The 24,383-nt window shown below is 39.8% G+C and carries 13 protein-coding genes; 6 read left to right on the top strand and 7 right to left on the bottom strand.

Translation table 11 applies throughout. The annotated features are described in order from the left end of the window. Positions 1-287 precede the first annotated feature (287 nt). Entirely contained in the window at positions 288-1,259 is a 972-nt protein-coding gene (locus AC504W_RS27145) for a terpene synthase family protein (RefSeq protein ID WP_494875356.1), read from the top strand. Between the two features lie 217 nt (positions 1,260-1,476). Then, a complete protein-coding gene (locus tag AC504W_RS27140; RefSeq protein WP_494875355.1) occupies positions 1,477-2,865 on the top strand; it encodes a cytochrome P450 in 1,389 nt (462 codons plus the stop codon). Positions 2,866-2,875: 10 nt separating this feature from the next. Here the strand turns inward: AC504W_RS27140 and AC504W_RS27135 are convergent, their stop codons facing one another. Then, positions 2,876-8,554: an AAA family ATPase gene (locus AC504W_RS27135; RefSeq protein WP_494879494.1), complete on the bottom strand. Its 5,679-nt coding sequence runs from the start codon at positions 8,552-8,554 to the stop codon at positions 2,876-2,878. 325 nt (positions 8,555-8,879) lie between these two features. Next, the gene (locus AC504W_RS27130; protein WP_494875353.1) at positions 8,880-9,272 is read right to left on the bottom strand and encodes an MAPEG family protein; all 393 of its coding nucleotides are present in this window, start codon (positions 9,270-9,272) and stop codon (positions 8,880-8,882) included. A gap of 215 nt (positions 9,273-9,487) precedes the next feature. On the opposite strand from AC504W_RS27130, the gene AC504W_RS27125 reads away from it, so the two are divergent. Further along, positions 9,488-9,889, top strand: coding sequence for a nuclease A inhibitor family protein (locus AC504W_RS27125; RefSeq protein ID WP_494879493.1), 402 nt, complete (start codon positions 9,488-9,490; stop codon positions 9,887-9,889). Between the two features lie 224 nt (positions 9,890-10,113). On the opposite strand, the gene AC504W_RS27120 is transcribed toward AC504W_RS27125, so the two are convergent. From AC504W_RS27120 to AC504W_RS27110, 3 genes are all read right to left on the bottom strand, one after another. After that, positions 10,114-10,983, bottom strand: a complete 870-nt coding sequence (locus tag AC504W_RS27120) for a DNA/RNA non-specific endonuclease (RefSeq protein WP_494875350.1) — start codon at positions 10,981-10,983, stop codon at positions 10,114-10,116. A gap of 316 nt (positions 10,984-11,299) precedes the next feature. Further along, on the bottom strand, positions 11,300-15,178 hold the full coding sequence (locus tag AC504W_RS27115; RefSeq protein WP_494875349.1) for a PAS domain-containing hybrid sensor histidine kinase/response regulator: 3,879 nt from the start codon (positions 15,176-15,178) through the stop codon (positions 11,300-11,302). Between the two features lie 233 nt (positions 15,179-15,411). Further along, complete coding sequence (locus tag AC504W_RS27110) at positions 15,412-17,748, bottom strand: glycoside hydrolase family 31 protein (protein ID WP_494875348.1); 2,337 nt, start codon at positions 17,746-17,748, stop codon at positions 15,412-15,414. Positions 17,749-18,587: 839 nt separating this feature from the next. Here AC504W_RS27110 and glgP point away from each other — a divergent pair. Both glgP and AC504W_RS27100 read left to right on the top strand, forming a co-directional pair. Then, positions 18,588-20,801, top strand: a complete 2,214-nt coding sequence (gene glgP / locus AC504W_RS27105) for an alpha-glucan family phosphorylase (protein WP_494875347.1) — start codon at positions 18,588-18,590, stop codon at positions 20,799-20,801. 113 nt (positions 20,802-20,914) lie between these two features. Beyond that, positions 20,915-21,715 (top strand): Tab2/Atab2 family RNA-binding protein, encoded by an 801-nt coding sequence (locus tag AC504W_RS27100; protein ID WP_494875346.1) that lies wholly within the window; start codon positions 20,915-20,917, stop codon positions 21,713-21,715. 165 nt (positions 21,716-21,880) lie between these two features. On the opposite strand, the gene AC504W_RS27095 is transcribed toward AC504W_RS27100, so the two are convergent. After that, positions 21,881-22,168: a DUF2470 domain-containing protein gene (locus AC504W_RS27095; RefSeq protein ID WP_096581593.1), complete on the bottom strand. Its 288-nt coding sequence runs from the start codon at positions 22,166-22,168 to the stop codon at positions 21,881-21,883. Positions 22,169-22,665: 497 nt separating this feature from the next. On the opposite strand from AC504W_RS27095, the gene AC504W_RS27090 reads away from it, so the two are divergent. After that, on the top strand, positions 22,666-23,424 hold the full coding sequence (locus tag AC504W_RS27090) for a metallophosphoesterase family protein (RefSeq protein ID WP_494875345.1): 759 nt from the start codon (positions 22,666-22,668) through the stop codon (positions 23,422-23,424). A gap of 32 nt (positions 23,425-23,456) precedes the next feature. Here the strand turns inward: AC504W_RS27090 and AC504W_RS27085 are convergent, their stop codons facing one another. Further along, the gene (locus AC504W_RS27085) at positions 23,457-24,311 is read right to left on the bottom strand and encodes a M48 family metallopeptidase (RefSeq protein ID WP_494875344.1); all 855 of its coding nucleotides are present in this window, start codon (positions 24,309-24,311) and stop codon (positions 23,457-23,459) included. Between the last annotated feature and the right edge of the window lie 72 nt (positions 24,312-24,383).

Genomic DNA, 24,383 nt, shown 5'->3' with positions numbered 1-24,383 from the left:
ACTTGTAGCTGCTATGGGAAATATATCATCAGCAAAAATTCAGACTCTGCATAAGATTTTTTAGAAATTTATACAGGCATCAAAAGTATGTCTTCAAAATTGGTTGCCGTTTTGCAGCTATGCTGTTGTGTCTAAAATGCAGAAAAGACATTAGTAAGAATTCAAATAGTGAATTTTTGCCTGCATAAATTAATAGCTGTAAATATTGCTATCTAAGTGTCTAATTTGAAATTAGCCACTAACGACTATGCCATTTATTTAAAAACTTGGAACAATTCAGAGGAATTATGGAAAAGTTAATTTTTCCCGATTTATACTGCCCATTTCCATCTCAAGTTAATCAGTATGTAGATGTTTTAGAAGATTATGCTTTTGAATGGGTGCTGCGTTTTAATCTTTTGTCTAATGAATCCACTTATCAGCATTTTTTGAAGACTAATTTCTTTTGGCTTACAGCAAATACCTACCCTCATTACCAACTAGAAGAACTAAAGATTGGAAATGATTGGTTGAGTTGGTTATTTATTTGGGATGACCATTGCGATTTATCAGATTTAAGAAAACAACCTCAAGTACTAAAAGTTGTTCACAAAAGATTTCTAGAAATATTCACAGGAGCAGAAGAACCAACTAGCAAAGATATCCCACTTACTCATGCTTTAAGTGACTTACGACAGCGCATGATTAAAATGTGGGGTGCAAGGTACTTTCATCTTTTAATACCTTGTCTTGAAGACTATTTCAACGGATGTGTCTTACAAGCAGATAATCACTCGCAAAAGACAATACCCGATTTGGAGACTTATATCAAGACACGTAGGCTAAGTTTAGCAGGAGATCTTGTACTTGCCTGGATTGAATATTTCAATTGCTTGAGAATTCCCAATATTTTACGAAAGCACCAAATTATAGAAAAAGTCAATGGAATGACAATTAACATTCTTGCTTGGTGTAATGATATATTTTCCTTTCCCAAAGAATTAGCTAGTAATGATGTTCATAATCTGGTATTAATATTACATTATCAACAGCAACTTTCTTTAGAACAGTCTGTTGATTATGCTGTGAACATGCACAATCGAGAATTACAAGCATTACTAGAATTAGAAAAATCACTTCCTTCTTTCGGAGAAGAATTAGATACTGAAATTGCAAAATACTTATCAGGAATACATGATTGGATTCGTGGTAACTTCGACTGGTGTACTAAAACTGCTCGCTATAATTCTGTAGAAAATCTAGATTTAGTTAAATGTTAAGGTAATTAACAAACTTCAAATCAGACAATACTACCTGATGCTTCTGAATAAGAGTTATACTATTTCATCTGATTTTTTCTATGGATTAATATCTCAATCATTTTGAATCAGAGAGATTGTGATATATCGGAACAGAAATCTTGCTTTTTCTATGTGAATTGATATTACTCCATAGCAGAGACTAGAACATCAACACAATTTCAATCGGAGAAATTATATGCAACGACCTAATCCTCTGAAAACCCCCTCGTTTATTCAGAAGCTCGAATGGGTTGTTGATCCTATGGGATACATGGAAAGAGCAGCCCAGCAGCATCCTGATATTTTCACCGCTGAGATAGTTGGTTTTGGTGATACCTTGGTATTTGTGAATCATCCTCAAGCCATCCAGGAAATTTTAACCAATGAGAGAAAGAAATTTGTTGCGGTTGGTGAGCTAAACAAAGTTTTGCAACCATTATTAGGAGATCATTCAATCATCATGTTAGGGGGTAATCCCCACAAAAAGCGACGACAACTCCTAATGCCAAACTTTCACGGCGATCGGATGCGAGCCTACGGTCAGCTATTTTCTCATCTTACGGAAACAGTCTTTAGTAAGTTACCAATAGACCAGCCTTTCCTAGCTCGTACTGCTATGCAGGAAATTTCTCTGCAAGTCATCTTACAGGTTGTCTTTGGCATATATGAAGGAGAACGTTGCGAACAACTCAAGCATTTATTAATATCGATGTTGGATTTTTTTCGCTCCCCGCTGACTTCTGGATTCCTTTTGTTCTCATTTCTGCAACAAGATTTAGGAGCTTGGAGTCCTTGGGGAAAGTTTTTGCGTCAACGGCAGCAGGTAGATGAATTGCTCTACGCTGAAATTGCTGAACGCCGAACTCAACAATATCCAGACCGCATCGATATCCTTTCTTTGCTGATATCAGCTCAGGATGAAGCTGGACAATCTATGACTAATCAAGAATTGTGCGATGAGTTAAAAGCTTTGATGTTTGGTGGATATGAAACTACAGCAACAGCAATGGCTTGGGCATTGTATTGGATTCACCATAAGCCTCAAGTTCGGGAAAAACTGCTTCAAGAATTGGATACTCTTGGTGATTCACCTGACCCTATGAGTATTTTCCGACTACCTTATCTCACTGCTGTTTGTAATGAAACCTTGCGAATTCACCCTATTTTGATGTTAACGTTGCCTGCTGTAGTGCAAGAATCAGTTGAATTACTAGGACATTCGTTAGAGCCAGGCACGATAGTGAATGGCAGCATATATTTGATTCATCAACGTGAGGATTTATATCCCCAACCCCATGAGTTTCGCCCAGAACGCTTTTTAGAGCGCCAATTTTCTCCCTATGAATTTCTTCCCTTTGGTGGTTTTCGTCGCTGTATTGGTGAGGCTTTAGCCATGTTTGAAATTAAGCTAGTTTTGGCAAAAATTCTGTCTAGCTATGAACTTGTATTAGCGGATAGTCAACCAGAACGACCTCAACGTCGAGGAGTTACCCTTGCACCAGGCAATGGAGTCAAGATGGTAATTAAAGGGCGGCGTATGCGCCAAAGGTCTCAAGTACCTACAGCAACTGCACCAGCCCATTAATGCCAGCATCTCACGGCTTGATTGGTATTTCAATCACAAACTCAGTTCCTTTTCCGGGAGTAGAATCACAGGTTAACTGACCCTTATGTTTATCTACAATTACCTGATAACTAATAGATAATCCCAACCCTGTACCACTACCCACTGGTTTAGTCGTAAAAAATGGATCAAAGATTTTCTTCTTGACTGCTTCTGTCATCCCAGAACCATTATCAGCAATGCTAATCCGCAAGGTATTTGAGTTTATCAAGGTAGTACAAATGCGAATCTGAGGTTTAGTTAACAGTTCATTTTGACTATTAACCATTGACTCATCTAACGCATCGATCGCATTACTCAAAATATTCATAAATACCTGATTTAGTTGACCAGCATAACAACTAATATTGGGTATTTTTGCATATTCTTTGATAACTTCAATTTCCGGGGAATCACTCTTCTCTTTGAGTCGGTGCTGCAAAATCATTAAGGTGTTGTCAATACCTTCATGAATATCAACAGCTTTCATTTCCGATTCATCCAAGCGGGAGAAGTTACGTAAACCTAAAACTATATTACGAATTCGGGAACTGCCAACCTTCATAGAATCAAGAATTTTCGGCAAATCTTTAGCCAAGAAATCTACATCTATTTCTGCTGATTTTGCTTTGACTAAATCTGAAGAATGAGAGCATTCTTGCCGATAAATAGCTAATAAATCTAGTAAATCTTGGACATATTCACTAGTATGATTAATATTGCCATGAATAAAGTTAATGGGATTATTAATTTCATGAGCAATACCCGCCACCATTTGACCCAATGAAGACATTTTTTCACTTTGTATTAATTGGGTTTGTGTGCGTTGCAATTCTTGGAGTGCTTCTTGCAGATGTTGATTTTTGTGATGTAGTTCTTGTGTTCTTGTTTCTACTTTTTCTTCTAAGCTATGGTTGTATTCTTCCAGATTTTGATTTGCTTGTGCTAAATTTTTATAGAGAATCGCGTTCTCTAAGGAAATTGCAGCTTGGGTAGTCAGCAGTTTCAAAACTTCAACGCGATCGCGTGTAAATGCTCCTGTAGTAAGATTATTTTCGAGGTAAAGAATCCCCAATAATTTACCTTGATTAATAATTGGGATGCACAAAAGGCTCTTTGGCGGCTCACGCATAATATAGCGATCGCCAGTTAAAAAATCAACAGTCTTAGCATCATCAACCACAAACACTTCTTTAGTGCGGTTAACATATTTCATCAAAGTAATCGGAACATCGTTGCTAGACTCAACATCAATTGATGGGAACTGTGTAGAGATAGATGAAAAATTGGCATTAGAACTAATAGCTGTTACCTTTAATTCCAAATTATTATCTTCAATCAAAATTAAAGCAGATTTAGACGCTCCGGCATTTTCCATCACAAGTTGCATTAATGTAGAAAGTAGTTGCTCCATCTCAATTTCTCCAGAGAGCGCTTGAGAAGCTTTAATCACAGAGGCTAAATCTAGTGATTCAGAAATACTTGTTTTAGAACCGACTAATGTTTGGTAACTACTTTGATGTGATATAGATTGATAAGTAGAGATAGTGATTTTGTCAGATAATTGTAGGCTCAGTTTCTCTTGCTGAAGTATTGGCATGAGTAATTGTGGATAGCGTTTTGCCAAATCATCTACTTTGGCTTTTGCGCCCCAACGCACATAACAATAATAAGCATCAGTGAGATAGGTTTGAGCAATTTTCTCTTTACCCCATTCCAGATAGAATCTAGCTGCTAATTCATTAGCGAGAGCTTCTTCGTTAATGTACTCGTTTTCTTTAGCCAGAGCAATGGCGCGATCGTAAGATTCTATTGCTTCGAGATATTGACCTGTAACCCGATATCGTTCAGCCTCTACTAAATAAAATTTATGCAGATAATTCATCGGAGCATGATGCGCCCATTTATCCATCTTTTCCTGATTAACTTGGACTCTATCAAGAATGACGTTTTTCTCAGAATCATCCGCATCAGTATATATAGTAAGCTGTGCTAGAGAATCATAAAAATGGAAAAAAGGAATAGCCTGTTGTCCTATGCCCCCATCTAAATACTTTTCTGCTAAAGTACAGTTTTCAACTGCTTGAGAGTAATCTTGAAATAAGTACGACAGATATAGTTTACCCAAATATAAAGATAAAAGTCCGATTCTATCGTTAGCTGCTAGGTGAATCGGAAACATTTTTTCTTCATTGTAAGCTTCGCCGATTAAATAACAGGGATTTTTCTCAACTCCCAACAAGTTCAATACAGTTTGTTGATAGATACTATTCCAGTTAAATGTTCTTTGTTGGTTAATTTGGATGATAGCGTTACCATAATTTGCTATTTCTCTCTCTAGACCTATCAGTTCTCTACCGATAAAATATGAAGAGTAAGAATAGTTGTAAAGAGAATAGGCAGCATATTCTAAATCTCCAGTTTCAAGTCCAGTAGAGTATCCTTCTAATAGAGAATTTAATCCTTTCTTTGGATGTTCTTTCCAATGTCTGATAACTCCATGAAAGGTACTCATTGTTTTAGCTTTGATTTCTTTAGAATTAAACCTCTCTAATAGATTTGCAGCTAGTTTGCCAAATTCAAAGCCAGATTCAATATCTCCTAATAATCCGCAGAGTATTACAGCATAAGTAACGTATGCGTAGGCAGATGAAGGCGCATTGGCATATTTCAATGACAAGTTAATTTGCTTGAGGACAATTAACAGAAATAGCACAGGAGCAACGGCATAGGCTACAGGAATGGTGCTTGATAATATACCCATAGCTGCAAGAGGATAGGCTTCTGTCATTTCTGGTAGATCAATTAAATCCTTGATTTTTCTATCAGCCAGATTTGATGTAATTTCTGCTATAGCCGATTGCATATCAGATTGGCTAGGATTTTCAGGAAATTCGACACCCAACTGCTTCAAAACATTGAGCGCAGTATTGACAGCTTCTAATGCTTTATTTTGTGCGCCGTAAGCTTGAATTTTTACTTCATAAACTTTCACTTTTTCTAGTAATGTTTTAGCCTGTGCTAACACAACATCAACTAATTTCTGCATCTGCTCAAATTCACCAGCTAAGTATGTGGCTTCTGCTGCTGCTTCATACAAAGCTAAAGAAAGTTCATATTGTGTTTCCCAACTATCAGATGAGAGGAGTTCAATCCCCGTTGTTAAATACTTAATTCCGGCTGCATACGCTGTTGCGCCTAAAGCTTTACGTCCAGCCATTAAATTCATTTGGGCTATTTCATCACGCCTTGTATAATCAGTGATCAATTCTAATGCGATATTGAACTGATTTACTATCTGAAAAATCTTCTCTTCGCGTTCTCCAACGGGGATACTATTGAATAGTAATAAGCCAATTTTTAAATGTGTTTGCTGCCTTTGGTTTTCAGAAATTAAAGAATAAGCAGCTTGTTGTACTCTGTCATGAATAAATTTGTATTTAGGAATAGGAAAACTATTATTAAAAAAATCTGGAGAGTTTGAATTCGGAACAAGTTCTGCTGAACTAGGCTCATTTTGGAATAACTTATAAATATCAGTTTGAGGTAAAATTATTCCTTCATGTAAGGCTATCCATAAGTCCGATGCTGTATCTACTACAGATTTTTCGTTGACGATCGCCAGAGTTTTTAAGTCAAATTCATGTCCAATACAGGCAGCCATTTTTAAGACATTTTGCGTCATTATTGGCAACTTCTCTATTTGCCGTGCCATAAAATCAACAACATCATCTGTCAGTACTAATGCCTGTATTGCAGCAAAATCATACTGCCAATAACCTACATCAAAGTTAAATTTAATGATGCCATCTTGATGTAAAGACTTCAAGAATTGAGTTGCAAAGAAGGGATTACCTTTGGTTTTAGCAAACACCATTTGTCCCAAAGGAGTTGCTATCTCTTGATGGCAACCAAGAGTATCAGTAATCAAGGAATTTAAATTACCTTGATTTAAAGGTGCTAGGTTAATCTGATTAATCCTTGTCCCAGTTTTTTCAATTTGCTGTAATGTTAGGCAAAGTGGGTGGGCTGGGTAAACTTCGTTATCACGATATGCACCAATTAGTAAAAAATTTCCTTCAGTTTGAGTAACTTTTGGCTCTTCATCAACTTCCCAAACTACCCCATCAAATATAGGGTTCCACAAGTTATTTGTAGGTTCAGGAGTAACTAAAACAGAAGTTTGATTATTGGCATTATTTTGGTTCATCAATAGTTGCATAAACTGCAAAGAGGCTGAGTCTGCCCATTGCAAGTCATCTAGAAAAATCACTAAAGGATAATCTTTAGTACTAAATACCTGAATAAACCTTTGGAATAATAGATTAAATCGATTTTGAGCAGCAGTTCCAGAAAGTTCTGAAATAGCTGGTTGTTTACCAATAATCTGTTCTAGACCAGGAATTACATCGATAATTACCTGTGCTTGTTCACCCAATGCTAAGAGAATTTTGTCTTTCCATTGTTGAATTTGAGCATCAGTTTCTACCAGAATTTGCCCTATCAAGTCTTGAAAAGCTTGTACTAATGCTGATAAAGGAATGTCTCGTTGGAATTGGTCAAATTTACCTTTGATGAAATAACTGCGCTGTCTGGAAATCGGTTTATGTACTTCGTTGACTACGGCGGTTTTACCAATCCCAGAAAACCCAGCAACTAGGATCATTTCTGTCGTACCTCTGGCTACGCGCTCAAAGGCTGTAAGTAAGGTAGCAACTTCTTTTTCACGACCATAGAGTTTTTCTGGGATGAGAAAACGGTCGGAAACATCTTTAGTGGCTAACTCAAAGCTGTTAATATTACCGATTTCTAGCCATTGCTGATAGCAAGCTTCTAAGTCGTACTTAAGTCCGTAAGCACTTTGATAGCGGTATTCGGCATTTTTAGCCATTAACTTGCTAACAATTGCAGACAAAATTGGCGGGTGATGAGGATTAATTTGCTGTACGGTTGGTGGTTGTTTAGCAATGTGAGAGTGAACCAACTCCATCGGTTCAGTGTTGGCGAAGGGTAACTGTCCGGTTAGGAGTTCAAAAAATGTGACTCCTAAAGAATAAAAATCGCTGCGGTAATCAATACCACGGTTCATTCTACCTGTTTGTTCAGGAGAGATATAAGCGAGTGTTCCTTCTAAGACATTGGGATTTGTCAGGTATTGAATTTCTCTTGGTAGGAGAGTAGCAATACTGAAGTCGATAATTTTGATTTCTAAAGTAATAGGGTTAATCAGGACATTCGCAGGTTTGATATCTTTATGAATAATGCGACTGCGATGTAGACCTTCTAAAATAGATGCGATCGCTATAGCAATAGGAAAAAATTCTTGTAGAGTAATCCCAAACTCTTGTGTAGCTTTATTCTGCCGCCCCCAATCTTTGAGCGATATCCCGCCAAAATCCTCCATGATTAAAGCATAGCGATTGCGATAATTTTCTAAACACAGAGGTTGAACTATACCTGATAAATTGAGGTTTTTGGTGATTGTATACTGATTACGGAATTGAGCAATTTCACTGAAAGTAGGATACTCATTTCGTATCAGTTTAATTACCACTGGTTGTTGGTCTTGTTCTTTAATACCTCGATAAACTAAGGTTTTGCTACCACAATAAATTTGTTCTACAATTCGATAACCAGGTAAGGAGAACACTTTATCAGATAATACTAACATTGCAGTGATATTCAAAATACTTTAACTGCGCTTAGTATTCCCTTTAATTTACCTTCTTTAACATCAAAATATTGTTTTTCATCAATTTACTGATTTTCTAGTATTTCCACGGTTATAGGGTGTTATAGAACTGTGAGTCAGAAGATATTGCTCAATTCTTAAGTTTATTAATTTCATTCTAAATCTCCCTTAAATAAGGAGACTTTGAATAGGCTATTCCCTCTTTTTGAGGACAGGCTGGAGCTAAAAGTATTCATCTATGAATAATAGCTTTTAAAACATCATCTAAGTTTTGTAGAGCGTTAATTGAACGCTCTAAAGTAGTTTATAACTTCACCAAAGTGAGAATGATGCCAATCAGCGAACCTAAAAGTAGCACTGTCCCACTAATAGTAGTAATGGCAAAGCCAATCATTCGCTTTTCTGCGGCCTGATAATATCCCCAAGCATAGACAATTCTACCTACTAGCCAGATAGCACCGATAATTGCCGCCCAAGATGGGTTGATATAAAAAGAGAACAACCATAAACCTGGTAAGAATAAAATAGTCTGTTCTAGAGTATTTTGTTGGACGCGCAGTACACGTTCAAAGTTTAGGTCTCCCGTCATTTGGGGAGGCATTACTTTGTATTTTGCTCTAGCTCGACCAACATTAATTGTGATCACTGAATACAGCAGTAGTGTTAAGGCAGTGATGAGACTAGTCCAAGGTGACATATCCAAATCCTCGTTTATCAACAAAGTATAATTCTTTCGTCTCATCTATGGACGTTCACAGAGTTTTTCTTTGGATCAGCGCCTAGAAAATCAATATATTTACATAAAAAATGAGCGATCGCTTCAGTAATTAGAATAATATTAAGATTTCAGCAATTTTCTCTAAATATGTTGTAATTTTTAAGGCTTAAATTTATTGTCACCATCTCAATTGTATGATTAATCAAGTTACGGAAAATTTGAAGCAAACCTCTAATGGTTTGCTCATGATGAGTGAATCAGAATATCCCTTTGAAGTTGTTTTCTGGACAGGTCAAGCTCAAGAGCCTTTGACTAATGAAAAACTTCTCCAGTTAACAAGTCATCCGCGAGAAACCCCAATGGAAATAGTAGACTTAGATTATTTTTTTCGTAATTGTGCTGAAGACAAAGAATGGCATGATGAAATTCAAAAACAAGATGTACAAAAATTTCAAGCTATGCTTAAAACACTCAAGGACAATCTCACAGATATCCAAGTTTATCGTTTAGGGATGATAAATATTGATGTCTATATTATTGGTAAAACGGCATCTGGTGATTTAGCAGGAATTTCTACAAAAGTTGTAGAAACCTAATTTTATTTGCCTGTCTGCACAGACAGACTTGAAGCTTGATACCAAGTTGCCAAAGTTAGTTTTGTTGAAAATCAAAAACCAATAATTCAAACTAAGACAACTTGGTATAAACTTAATTAACTATCTTGATTAGGACTTACACACTCGCCACGCAAATAAAGGCTTTGAGATTGCTTCCCTACGGTCGCAATGACGAAAATACGTTAGTTTTGCATAAGTCCTGTTTATAAATTGTCAACTCTAGCCTCAATTACATTTTGAACAGAGCTAGGAACGTTAGAAAGAAAGTTGTAGGTAGTTCCTGTGGCACTAGTAAGTCTTGATTCTAAAGTATCAACACTAATTCTATAACTTCTCCAATCTGCATTTCTCACACCCTGTGTATTGGGTATATCTACCGCAATAACTCTTGTATTGGTAGTTACGCTACTAGCTCCAGAATTTGGTTTATCTAAAACCACAATCACTTTGTAAGTTCTGGCTGGGACAGTAATTGTACCACCAGTAGGTGTTGTAATTGTGTTTCTCGCACCATTTGACCCTGTACCACCAGTACCATAAGAACCAGCAATAATATAAAGTTCTTTGCTTGAGGTGACTAAACTTCTAGTATAGTTTTCCAAATTTGCCCATACACCTTGATTATTATCAGGAGCTTGGGGAATGATATTTGTCATCAAGAAGGTAGCAGAATTGTTAGCAATTGTGTTGGTTCTATCGGCGGAAGGAGTCATGTGTCCTCTGTCAAAGCCGCTACCTGTGTAATCTGTACCTTGGACTCGATAGCAGCCAGAAGGTAAGGTAGTATCTGCACGAAAATCGTCTTGGCGAGGCGCACTTCCTAACCATGATGAGTTTAATTGCCAACTCACCCAATTTGGTGTTCCTCGGAAACAGTTATGTGAAGTAGCATACTGAAATTTGCTTAATAATAAATTATTGAGACTACTGCCTGCATTAGTGGGATTTCCCATCGCTAAATGATTTACATTGCTTTGAGCAGTTAGGGGCTTTTGGACAGAATTAAATATGGCAAAAGCTGCTGCTGGTAAAGCAATAGGTAGAATAAACTTGAAAAATTTAGACTTGTGCATTTGTTGTTATTTGTATAAACAGAGCAAAGTTTTCTCTGTATTGATTACAGAAAATAAGCAAAACTTAGCGATTGAAATATAAATCCGGTTTAATAAGAGCAGGTAAAAACCATGTAAACCGGACATTAATTTTTGGTAATGATTAGTGCTAAATATTAGTACAATTTCTTAAGAGTGATTTACGCATAAGTACTGTATGAAAAAATAATTAACTGTAAATAAACACAGTTAAAATAGATAAATATATACTTTCTTTGTAGGAAAATTTTTCTAGGTGATAATTCTTAGGTTGGGTGAAATGAAGAGAAACCCAAGTTTAAGTTCTACCTACAAGGCTGGCGACTACGGTAGCTAACTCAGCAGGTTCTATTGGTTTAGGTAAATGTAGTTGAAAACCTTCTTGAATCGCACGCATTCGGTCTTCGGCTCTAGCGTAGGCAGTTAAAGCGGCGGCGGGAATTTTACCGCCTTGTTCTGGGGGTTGCGATCGCAATTGGCGAATCAATGAATAACCATCCTCCCCAGGCATACCGATGTCACTAACTAACACATCGGGTTTCCACTGAGAAATTACTTGTAATGCTTCTTTAACTGAACTCACTGCTTGGACTTGAGCTTGGCATTTTTGCAGTACTGTGTGTATGTATTCCCTGGTGTCGGCTTCGTCATCCACTACCAAGACACGTACACCAGCCAATGAGGGAGATGCAGATAGAATATTGTCTTCTTGTGGTATGCTAACTGGCGCAGAAATAGTTTCTTTGTTGGGCAGAAGTAAAGGTAGTTTGACGGTAAAAGTCGTACCTTGTCCTTCTCCTGGGCTATCTACATTGACAGTTCCACCGTGTAATTCTACTAAGTGACGGACGATTGCTAAACCTAATCCTAAGCCACCGTGCGCCCTGGTGCTAGAACTATCGGCTTGACGAAAGCGATCAAAAACGTAAGGCAAAAACTCGTGCTGAATGCCCACACCTGTATCAATAATTTGAATTTGTGCGTAGCTGAGAGATTCGGTCACATGACCAACGCTCCTAGAAATTTGAATTTCCACTCTCCCGCCTTGGGGTGTAAACTTAATGGCATTAGAGAGTAGATTCCACATAATCTGCTGTAAGCGATCGCTATCACCAGAAATTAAAAATTGGCTGGCGTTGTGCTGTAAATCGCCCTGATTAACCCTAGAAAATTGCAACTCAATTTCTTTGGCTTGGGCGGCTAAAGTCACAGTTTCAATGGTTGATTCAATAATAGTGATCAGATTGCACGGAGAAACTTTGAGATTTAACTTACCCCTAATCATCCGAGAGATATCGAGTAAGTCTTCAATCATCTGAGTTTGTATTCTCGCATTGCGCTCAATGGTTTCTAAGGCTTTGGCAATTTGAGTCTCACTCAGGTTGCGACTACGTAGCAGCTGCGCCCAGCCGAGAATTGCATTGAGGGGCGATCGCAATTCGTGAGAAAGTATGGCTAAAAACTCGTCTTTCATCCGGTTGGCTTCTTGCAACTGTTCGGTTTGTTGCTGCAAGGAACTAATTAAACTTGCCCTTTCCATTGCGATCGCAATTTGGTCGCAAATCGCCTGCATCATCCCTCTTTGATTTTCGGTGAAGAAATCCCGTCGGCAACTACCAAAAGAAAGGGTACCGAACAACTTACCTTGAGCAATTAATGGATAACAGTAGTAAGCCTTCACACCTAGTGAGCGAATTAATTCTGTTTTGGGGTCGCTTGATTGTTGGACATCTTCTACATATATAAATTGGCGACATTGGGCTGCTGTACCGCAGACTGCTTTACCAAATTCTAATAACTCAATTTCTTTTGCTAGTTCTGCTGTCACGCCGCCATAAGAAGCGAGACGCATTACTTGAGAGTTATCTTCAATCAAATAATTGAAGTAAACATCTAAATTAATTTGTTCTTGAAGATGACGGAAAACTCTGTCTATCAGCGCCACAGGTTGCTGGCTAGATAAAAGAGCGCTGGCTGTACTAAATAATAATTGCAGTCTTTTATTACCTAGTGACAATGCTTTTTCTGCTTGCTTGAGCTTAGTGATATCTTGAAATACCAACACACAGGTAGCTGGATAGCCGTGCATTGCCGGCAGTGTATCTGCAAATATTAATAAGGAATATACACCTTGGTTAGTGTGCCAGTCCATTTCTACATTATGCAACCGCTCACCACGGGCAACTCGTACCCCTGGCATTTGCTCATTGGGAATGCGGTTGCCTGTGGCATCTGTGCAATAGTAGGCTGTGTGATAATCTTCGGCGGGGATATCTTGCGGAAATTCGCCTCCTGCTAATTCGTTTGCTGTGCGATTCGCAAATTTTACCCGTGCAGTTTCTGGTTCAATAAATAGCAATGGTCTGGGCATCAGATTCAACACATCTTCCAGCCATTTTTGTTGGTTCTGCTGTAATTCCTCGGCTTGCTTGCGGCTCGTAATATCTAAGAATGCACCAATACAACCCCTGCTGTTACCTTCTTCATCAAATAAAGGGGCAACATATTCTAACAATTTGGTGACTTGGCCATTGTCATGCACTACATCGACTTCAAAATCGAGAACTTCTACACCATGCGCGGCGGAATACTGCATAGGTAGTTCTTCTGGCAAGAGTTCTCTACCCTCACGGTAGACCTTAAAAGTTGTGGGTCGTTCTCCAACAGGGGCGGTGAGAGAAGCATTAATCTCTTTTGAGATGCCTAATTGCTTGGCAAAACAAGGGTTAACGCGAATTGTGCTACATTCAACATCTTCCGCAATGCCAATTCCTATGGGAATCACATCCAACAAGGTTTGTAACTCCACAACCCGCCGCTGTAAATCTCGATTTAGTTCCAGGATTTTTTCTTGTGCTTGTTGGCGTTCGCTTAAGTCCAGAATAAAGGCTACAGATTCTTGCTGTTGTTCTCCCACTAATACGTAACCAACTAACACTGGTATGCGGCTACCATCTTGGCGAAGATATTCTTTTTTATATGGTGTACAAGCGCCATTAGTATTTGCTTTGGCTTCGGCGATCGCTTGTTCATCTAAATGCTGATACTCTAGCGGTGTGATGGTATCCCGCTTCAATTGACCTGCGAGTAAATCTTCGCGGGTATAATCAACCATTCTGAGAAATTCGTCATTTGCTTGGTGAATATTGCCGTACACATCACCAAACAAGATACCAATGACGTTCGCATCTACGAAACTTTTGAGTTTTTCTTCATAGGTTCTCAGGGCTGTTTGCGTGCGTTCGTTGTTGAACCACAGGCGTTCTACCACTGCGGCACATTGCCAAATCAACAGAGCAAAAATAATAATTAAAATTAGTGCAAACACTGCTATAGCAAAATCCGGATCATAATGTCCGGCTCGCTGGCCTTGAACAATCAACCAGCCTAATAATAGCGGAACAGCGATCGCCGCTATTAATAAACGACGCGCCAGTAACCCGCCATAATTTTCACTGGTAATTACGCGCATAAATCCTTGGTCTACATTTGACCAGAGAATTCCCATACACAGCACACTAAACAGTAATACTGTGTGTAATGCCATCGGTGTTCCATTAGCAAAGAGACTATAGAGAATTTTGATTTTGTAGGTGTAGCCGATGAGCGCTTCTAAGGAAATCACCCCAGCCATCAGCGTCAAAATTTGACTATACCAATGGCGGCGTTCGCTTTTTCGATAAATTAAAATTTCTAAAGCACAGCCCAGGAAAAAAAAGTTAGCTGCTGTATTTAATCCCATCCTGCCTGGATAAGATGTCAATAAAGGAGTTTGTGTGTCCCGAAACAGTAGCTCGTCAACTCCAAAATTTCTGCCAAATAAATATTGAATAATTGTCAGTAAGGCAATTATGATTGGTATTAAACTCAATGCTCTAGCCAGCCATAAATAAATAACTTGCCGTCTGCGCTTGAGTTTCTGTCTAAAATCTACATCAGTCTGCTTGTTTTTGTTGATTTGTGACAACCACAGCGACATACCTAATAAGATAAAACACAGCGCTGTGTTGGCCTTCATGGTGAACAAACTAGGGTTGTTCCCCATTTTGAGAAATTCAATGTCGAACATCCACCCAAATAAGACAAAACTACCTGTGAGGATGGCGATCGCTGCTGCAACCTTGACCACTATTGAATTCCGTACATCTTGCAGTTGCAAGCGTTTGCTGTTTAGCATTGATATTTTTGTCACTGCATCTCTAACTAGACTAGCGTGCTGAAATTTGAGTTTTTTATAGTTTTACATCTTTTATTGTTCCTTTGGGATATTAGTATTAATTGGCTATCTTTTCATCTATCTATAATATGACTCTGATTTAATTTTGGCGCTGCTATCTATCTCCATCTTGATTACTTCTTTCTTCTTCCCTCGCTACACAAATGATTTTCCTAGCCAAATCTTATTGCTAATTAAAATAACAAGCTTTGTTCTTGACCATCATCGATAAATTGCTGCTGGCCTACGCCTACAACTTCTACAATTATTTGCCGCTGTGGTGGTGTCCATTTTCCCTCGCGCATACTTATGTTGACTATTATTTGATTGGTCTGTGTCAGTACGTTAATTCTTCTGAGGGAAAAATTTTGATTGATGTAAGCAAATGTTTGCCCATCATCTTCATAAAAACTATATTCACTATTACCAGGCCAAACCCGCAAGCGAATTTCATCAGGTGGTAATTCATTCACATATTGCATCACTGGCTGCATGGGAATTACTGCACCACCACGCACATAAAGGGGCATTTTTTCGAGGGGTGCATCCGCCAAAATATGAGTTGCGCCTTGATAACATTCGCCACTCCACCAGTCATACCAAGTACCTGCGGGTAAGTAGACTGCTCGATGTTCCACACCAGGACGGTAAATTGGCGCAGCCATGAGTGATGAGCCTAAAAGTACTTGATCGTAAAGGGTGTAAGTTTGAGGATCGTTAGGAAAATGGTAGAGTAACGGTCTTAAAATTGGTGCGCCTGTGGTGGCTGCTTCCCAAAATAAACTGTAAATATAAGGCAAAAGTTGGTAACGCAGATTAATATATTCTCTACAGATATTTTCAGTGCGATCGCCAAATACCCAAGGTTCATGACGCGCTGTAGACATGGCAGAATGAGCGCGCATCAAGGGGTAAAGCATTCCCACCTGCATCCAACGAGCAAACAGTTCAGCCGTTGCATTTCCCGCAAATCCGCCAATATCACAACCCACAAACCCCACGCCCGAAAGTCCCATATTGCAAAGCATGGGTAGGGACATTTCCAAATGTTCCCACAAAGAATGGTTGTCTCCCATCCACACAGAAGACCAACGCTGCACCCCAGCATACCCCGAACGAGTTAATACAAACGATCGCTCTTGTTGACGATGTTGCTGCAACCCTTCCCAACAAGCCTGCGCCATCATCAACCCATACAAATTATGTACCTCTGTATGAGTAGCAAAATTCTCTACTTCCCCCTGTGGTGCATCTAAGGGAAACCAAATCTTCTCCCCACCATCCCCAAAGGGACGAGTATCAATCGCAGGTTCATTCATATCATTCCAAATACCTGCAACACCAATATCTGTCAGGCTTTTGTGCAGATTCCCCCACCAATGACGTACATCCGTCCGCATAAAGTCAGGAAACACAGCTTTTTCTGGCCAAACATAACCGTGAAACAGCGCCCCATCAGCCTTCCGCACAAAATAATCGTTAGCTAATCCTTGGTCAAAAACGTGATAATTAGCTTCTGGCTCATACTTCACACCAGGGTCAATAATCGTAACTGTTTTAAAGCCATTTTTTGCTAAGTCTCCAATTAATTGTGCTGGGTGAGGAAAACGGGTAGGACTCCAAGTAAAGATGCGATAACCGCGCATATAGTCAATATCCAAGTGAATCACATCACAAGGAATGCGCCGCTGACGAAATCCCTGTGCTAATTCTCGCACCACAGTTTCTGATTCATAACTCCAACGACATTGGTGATAGCCTAAAGCCCACTTGGGCGGTAAAGGCATTCTCCCGGTTAACTGAGTATAGGTGCAAAGAATTTCCCCAGGTTCAGGGCCGTAAATAATGTAATAGTCCAACTCCCCGCCGCGAGTTTCCATTTTCCACACACCTGGTTGGGCTGCACCGATATCAAATTGACTCCAGAAGGTGGTATTCAAAAAAATGCCGTAGCCAACATGGGGACGCAACGCCATAAAAAATGGAATCGCTTGGTACATTTCATCGGTGAGTGCATCGTAATCTAAAGCATCAACTGTCCAGTTTGTTTTAACTTGACTGAGTTTATCCAAAAAGCCTGTGCGTTCACCAAAACCATAAAAATGTTCATCGGGGGCAATTTTTTTCCAGTTAGCAACTGCACCTAAACGCCAACCAATCCCCATATCTGCATCTTCAGCAAAAGGACGACCCGCTAAATCAAAGCAGCTAAGATGAAAATTTTGCTTTTGGATACAGATGCGAATTTTTTCTGTTGTAATTTCTAAAGTTGTATCAGTTTCTTGTACTTCATAAAATACTTGTTCCCATTCACTATCATCCATAGTTATCGCCCAAGGACGACGAGGCAAAAATTCGCCTGTGGGTGCAAAACGCACCCGAATTAAATTCGCGGCAATTATGCTGACACTGAGGCGCGAATCACCAGATGCAAAATAAATACTGCGCTCATTTTTGTTTACCAATTCCCCTGCGCCAAGTGTTTTCCACGGTTGGTTTGTAGTGGGGAGTTTTCCAAAATATTGCGGCATAATGTATAAGTTCTTTTAGCAACGGGACTGATGCAGTTGTTTAATATTAATCTGATTCTGAAAATTAAAAATGGAAACTTTAATTAACGATTTTTAGCTCTAGTAAACTCATCATTAATCATATTGATTGTTTTAGCGATCGCATCCACATTAAAGTAGATTTATCATCTCTGCCATATTATAGATACACACTGAGAAACTTCAAGTTTAAGCTACTCTTAGATAGAGTTCAGTAGAATGTAAATTTACATTCTGATAAAAGCAAAGGTTTGAAGACAAGCTAAGGAAGAGAAAGAAGAGGAAATTTGTCATGACAGCTTTCTTTTTCTTTCTCCCTTTTGTATTTATATGAAGCTCATAAAATTTTTCTGTGCCTTCTTTGCTGCTCACTGTTTCTTACATACACAAAATTGTCTCCTAAAAAATAAAAACTTTCAGAAATTATCAGTTTTGGCTTTCTCCTCAATCGCCCCAAACCAAAGTTGAGGTTTTTGTAATTCATGAGTAAAGAAATCAGCAAATTTTTGCATAATTGACTTTTTGGGAAAATCATAATTTTGTGACAAATAATTGTATTGAAACAAAAGTTAATAATACAAAAATTTTTGTAAACAAAAGTGATGCAAATTGATGTGCAAAAGTTGTTGAACCAGGGATAATACTAAAAAAGTCAGAGAAAGAAAAATCATTAATATTGGCAGAGTATTGATGAGATAACCTGCTTCGTCTTCAGGGGAGAATTCACATAAGAAGACTCCGGCGCAATCAACCTGAAGGTAACTATATGAAAGCAGATGATGAGTGAAATCGAAAAAGTTAAGAGAGAGCTTAAGACTTGTATGGCTAACAGCAGTGCAATGACCGCAGCGTTACGTTTAAGCGAAAAGATGCCTTTTCCCCTCAAGCGTTTAGCAGATTTAGCTTATAACTATTGGTGGAGTTGGAGTAGCGATCGCATATCTTTATTTCAAACCATTGATCCCCAAGAATGGGAACGTTGTGGGCATAACCCAGTAGCGATTTTAGAATCAGCCAGTTACGAACGCTTGACCCAATTAGCCGAAGACCCCCTTTACCTAAAGCAGATTTCTGCTTTAGTCCAAGAATTTGACCAATATATGGCGCAGAAAGACACTTGGGTGAGTCGAGTCGCACCGCAAGTTTCTGCCGAACATCCCATTGCTTATTTTTGTGCTGAATTTGGCATCCATGAATCTCTACCCGTTTACTCTGGTGGTTTGGGTATTTTAGCCGGGGATCACCTGAAATCATCCTCAGATTTGGGTGTACCCTTGATTGGCGTTGGCTTGTTATATCGCCAAGGTTACTTTCGCCAACGTTTGAACCGCAACGGTTGGCAAGAAGATTATTATCTGGATAATCCCTTTCATAAAATGCCCCTAGAGTTAATTAAAAACGAACAAGGGGAAGCACTTACCATCCAGATAGAAATTCGCCAACGCCAGGTAAAAGTTCAAATTTGGCAAGTACAAGTTGGGCGGGTAACTTTATATTTACTAGATAGCGATCGCCAAGACAACGATCCCATCGACCGCTGGCTAACAGGTCACTTGTATGGCGGTAATTTAGAAACTCGCATCGCCCAAGAAGTCGTCTTAGGAATTGGTGGCGTTAGGGCGTTAACAGCCTTGGGAATTAAACCCTCTGTGCATCACCTCAACGAAGGACACGCCGCCTTTTGTACCCTAGAAATTGCCCGCCAAGAAATTGAAAGTACAGGCAAATCCTTCTACGATATTGAGGCCAGCGTTAAGAAAAGCTGTGTCTTTACCACCCACACACCTGTTCCCGCAGGTCACGATGTCTTCTCACCTGATTTAATCGACTCATACTTTGCCCAATACTGGCCGCAACTGCGACTATCCCGCGAACAATTTTTAGCCTTGGGTGCTAGACGACTAGGCGACCCTTGGGAACCCTTTGGTATGACCGTTTTAGCATTGCGGATGTGTCGTGCTTGCAACGGCGTAAGCGAACTACACGGCAAAGTCTCCCGCAAAATGTGGACAGTCCTCTATCCACAACATACAGAAGACACAGTACCAATTGGTTACATTACCAATGGCGTTCATGCACCCACTTGGACTGCACCTTTACTAGCAGACTTATATGACCAGTATTTAGGAAAAGACTGGAAAACTCATGCCATTGATCCCCAGATGTGGGCGAAAGTTGACGACATTCCTGACGCAGAACTCTGGACAAGACATCAAATACTCAAAGAAAGACTCATTGCCTACACTCGTTATAAAGTCAAAAAATCACGAGAACAGCGCGGTGAAGCTCATCAAAGTATTCAAGCGGTTGATAATTTGCTTGACCCGAATATCCTCACCATTGGCTTTGCGCGGCGCTTTAGCCCTTATAAACGTGGTGATTTAATTTTACGGGATGCCGAACGGGCTGTGAAAATTTTTGGCAATGCCCAACGTCCAGTTCAGATTATCTTTGCCGGGAAGGCTCACCCAGCCGATGAAGAAGGTAAACGCATTATCCAACGCTTAATGGAGTGGTGCCATAATTCAGGTATTATCCATCGTGTGGCCTTTATTGAAGATTACGACATTTACACCGGACAAAAACTCGTTCAAGGCGTTGATGTTTGGTTAAATAACCCCCGTCGTCCCCTCGAAGCATCCGGGACAAGCGGTCAAAAAGTCTGCTTTAACGGTGGACTCAATTGCAGCGTTTTAGATGGTTGGTGGTGTGAAGGTTATCTAACTGGTGCAGACGGTAAAGGCATTAACGGTTGGGCAATTGGTGAAGATGCTCACACCAGCGACCAAGAATTGCAAGACCGCATAGATTCTCAATCACTGTATCAGCTTTTAGAGTCAGAAATCGTTCCCCTATATTACGACCAAGATGCTCAGGGTATTCCCCATCGCTGGATACAGATGATGAAAACATCAATTAAGACCAATGCACCTCTGTTCAATACAGATAGAATGATTGCTGATTACGTATCACAGGTGTATGTCCCAGAAATTGCTGCCCGTGTTGAACCTATTTTGGCTAAGGTATTGCTATAGAGTCTTAAAAGAATCGTAATTTTCCTGGTTCAATAGAGGGGTGGGTTAACCACCCCTTTTTTTGTCACTTCATAATACTTCATTATTATGTGTAATCTGAGCTATTAACTAATATGCGTATATGGCAAGCTGATTTTTATCGGAGTTCGCAACAAGATACATCTGGACAAGTATTGTGGGAGTTGTTGATTTGTGATGCAAATCGTAGTTTTGAGTATATAGCTACCTGTTTGCAGTCAGAGGCAAATTCAAATTGGGTAACTGCTCAAATCCAACAAGCCGCAACTGAAGAATTACCAGATTTAATACAAGTGTTTCGGCCACAGTCGTTAAGTTTAATTGAAACAGCCGGACGCAATTTAGGTATTGCAGTAGAAGCAACCCGCAGGACTGTTGCATTAAAACAGTGGTTAGAAGAAAGACAAGCAGGTTTTAGTTTAGAAAAACCTGCACCCTTACCATTACCGGAAAATCTTTGGGGTGAACAGTGGCGGTTTGCAACTTTAGCAGCTGGGGATTTAGAAACGGAATTTAGCGATCGCCCTATTCCTATCTTATCTATGCCAGAATTTCTTACACCTATAAATCTGGGTTTAGCTTCAACAACACCCGTTCCTGGTGTAGTAATTTATGGCGGTAGGCAATCTATGCGTTTGGCACGTTGGTTAGCCACAGCCAAACCTGTAGCTTTAAATTACATAGCTGGTGCGCCCGATGGTTTAATTTTAGAAGCCGGTTTGGTTGATAGATGGGTATTAGCCACCTTTGAAGATGCTGAAGTCACCGCCGCCGCCAAAGTTTATGAACAGCGTAAACAACAAAGTCGAGGATTACACTTTTTGTTAATTCAACCCGATGATTCTGGGATGACTTACAGCGGTTTTTGGTTATTACAAAGCGAATTGATTGAATAAATAATTTTTGCCATAACCAAGGTAATTAAAACAACTGCACAAAACTTTTAACTCTGTCATATCCGACAAATTAGTTATGATTCAGGATATCTGTGCAGAAAGACAAAACTTTTCCTCCCCCTGCACCCTGCGGTCTTGATGATAAGTCTTTTAACGGACACGATATCACCTGTCACCTGTCACCCGCGCCTGTCTTACCATCGCAATCAAGGTTTGATGGGCATCTTCTGCATCAGCTAAAACATGGTCAAATTGGATACGCACTGGTGTCGTTTCTCCATTTACTTGTGCGCTTAAATCCATACCTTGGGCATCAATTGATAGCATTTGGGCGGCTGTCGCCTCTGTGACACTAGCAAAAGCTTTTGCATATAGTAGTACCGCTTCAGCATGATCTTCGTTCATGTGAGTGCAGATGCGTGAGCTAATTTCGGGAGAAAATTGTTCAGACATTGGGCAAACTAAATAAACACAACAGCCTAAATTTTAAGCTAATGTAAAGCAACTTTTTAGTGTTATGGCGGTAGTCATATCATGTCCGGTAAAAGACTTATCATCAAAACCGCAGGGGGCAGGGAGCAGGGAGCAGGGGGAGAAAGAATTTTGTCTTTCTGCACAGATGTGTTGAATAATAACTGATTTGCCGGACATGATATCAGATATGTTAGGAGAATTGGAAAGCTGGAATGCCAGGAATAATAAGACTTTTCTTGCTGCGTCCTGCTTCCTGCCCTTCGGGTTCGGCAGTCCCCCATCGACGGGAACCGCCAAGACGGGGGCTACCTCACCTCCTGCTATAACGTGTGTTTGCAGATGTAGCGTGTTTGATACAGATAAGACTTCAAATAAAATTTAAATTTACTCAAGTAATATTTATCTTTATTTACGGAATAACCAGCGCTTATACTGTAGCAAAAATATTAAACTGATTTTATTCCAGTTAAAAGCAGATGAGCGAAACTAGGCAACGGCGAATAGTTATTGGGGATGTGCATGGCCATTATGAAGGCTTGATGACTCTGTTAGAGGCGATCGCACCAACATCAAATGATCAAGTTTATTTTCTCGGCGACTTAATTGATCGCGGCCCCCACAGCTACCATGTAGTTAACTTTGTCAAACAGAATAATTATCCCTGTCTGCTAGGCAACCACGAGCAGATGTTATTGAATATTCTCACCCAAAAAAATGTTCCTCCACCAGCTATGCAAGCCTGGCTATACAGCGGCGGACAAGCAACCCTCAGCAGTTACCAAACATCTACTGTTCCCCAAGACCATTTAGATTGGTTTCAAGCGCTGCCCACTTATCTCGATTTGGGTGACATTTGGTTAACTCACGCCGGATTAAACCCTAATATGCCTTTAGCCGAACAAACGGCCGATCAGTTTTGCTGGATTAGAGACGAATTTCACGGGATAGAAAAGCCGTATTTTCCTGATAAGCTCATTATTGTTGGGCATACTATCACTTTTACTTTACCAAACGTTACTCCCGGTAAACTAGCCGAAGGTAGAGGCTGGCTAGATATAGATACCGGAGCCTATCATCCCCGCAGTGGTTGGTTAACTGGATTAGATATTACCAATCAGCTAATTTATCAAGTGAATGTTTTTCAAGATTGTGTGCGTACCTTAGCTTTAGAAGATGGGGTAGTTACGGTTGAGCCTTCCCAAATCAAAGCTCGCCGCCATCCGCAGCGAGCATAGTGTTTGGTTGTTGATTGCACAATAAAATAAAACTAAACTAACGGTCGGATATTAGCTCGATAAGCAGCATTATCTAAGCCATCACGCCTACTACTAGGTTGAGCGTTAATTGCACGTTTGAGATTAGTAATGCGATCGCTTGTAGCCGGGTGTGTACTCAAGAACGTTGGGCCAGAACCACTTTTCAACAGCTTTTGCATAAAGGAAACCATACCTGATTGGGCATAGCCTGCTCTTGTTAAAGTTCTTAAACCTCTTTTATCAGCATCAAACTCATCTTGACGACTACGAGGACGGTTGAGGGCTAAGTCCACACCAATAGCTACCGCTTGATTCCGGTCTAAACCTGCGGCTGTAGCCACCCCACTAGCAAGCGCTCTTTGTCGCATTTGTTTAACTAAGTGCTTACCACCAATGTGACCAATTTCATGAGCCATCACACTGGCTAGTTCTGCTTCATTGTCGGCAGTTTTGAGTAACCCAGTGTTGATATAAACAAAACCCCCAGTAGTGGCAAAAGCATTCACAGAATTATCTTCTACTACCTGAAAAGTATAGGGAAGATTGGGGCGATCGCTATTGGCTGCTAATTTTTGACCAATTTCCTGCACATAACGATTCACTGCTTCATTTCGGTACAGACGAATTTCCCCATTTTTGAGTTCATCATTCATCTGTTTACCCAGTTCCACTTCTTGGCGATCGGATATATTAGATAGCTGAAGTATTTGCGCTCCTTGGAACAACAGCGGTAATAAATCTATAGCTCGTCCAGGTGAGGGAGTACTCAGACACAAACTCAGGGCGACCACCACCGAAATTATTGGGTATAACCAACTACGTCGCCACTGACGATAATTTGCTGCAAAACCTTTCCAAGTCATCATAAGCATTTCTGATAATAGTTTCGGGACAAGCGAAAATAATTAAGACAAAATATGAGACGAAATTACAGCTTT

It is taken from the genome of Nostoc sp. C96, from assembly GCF_059384975.1.
Note: the sequence above shows the minus strand (reverse complement) of the source record. Positions and strands in the feature narration are given on the sequence as shown.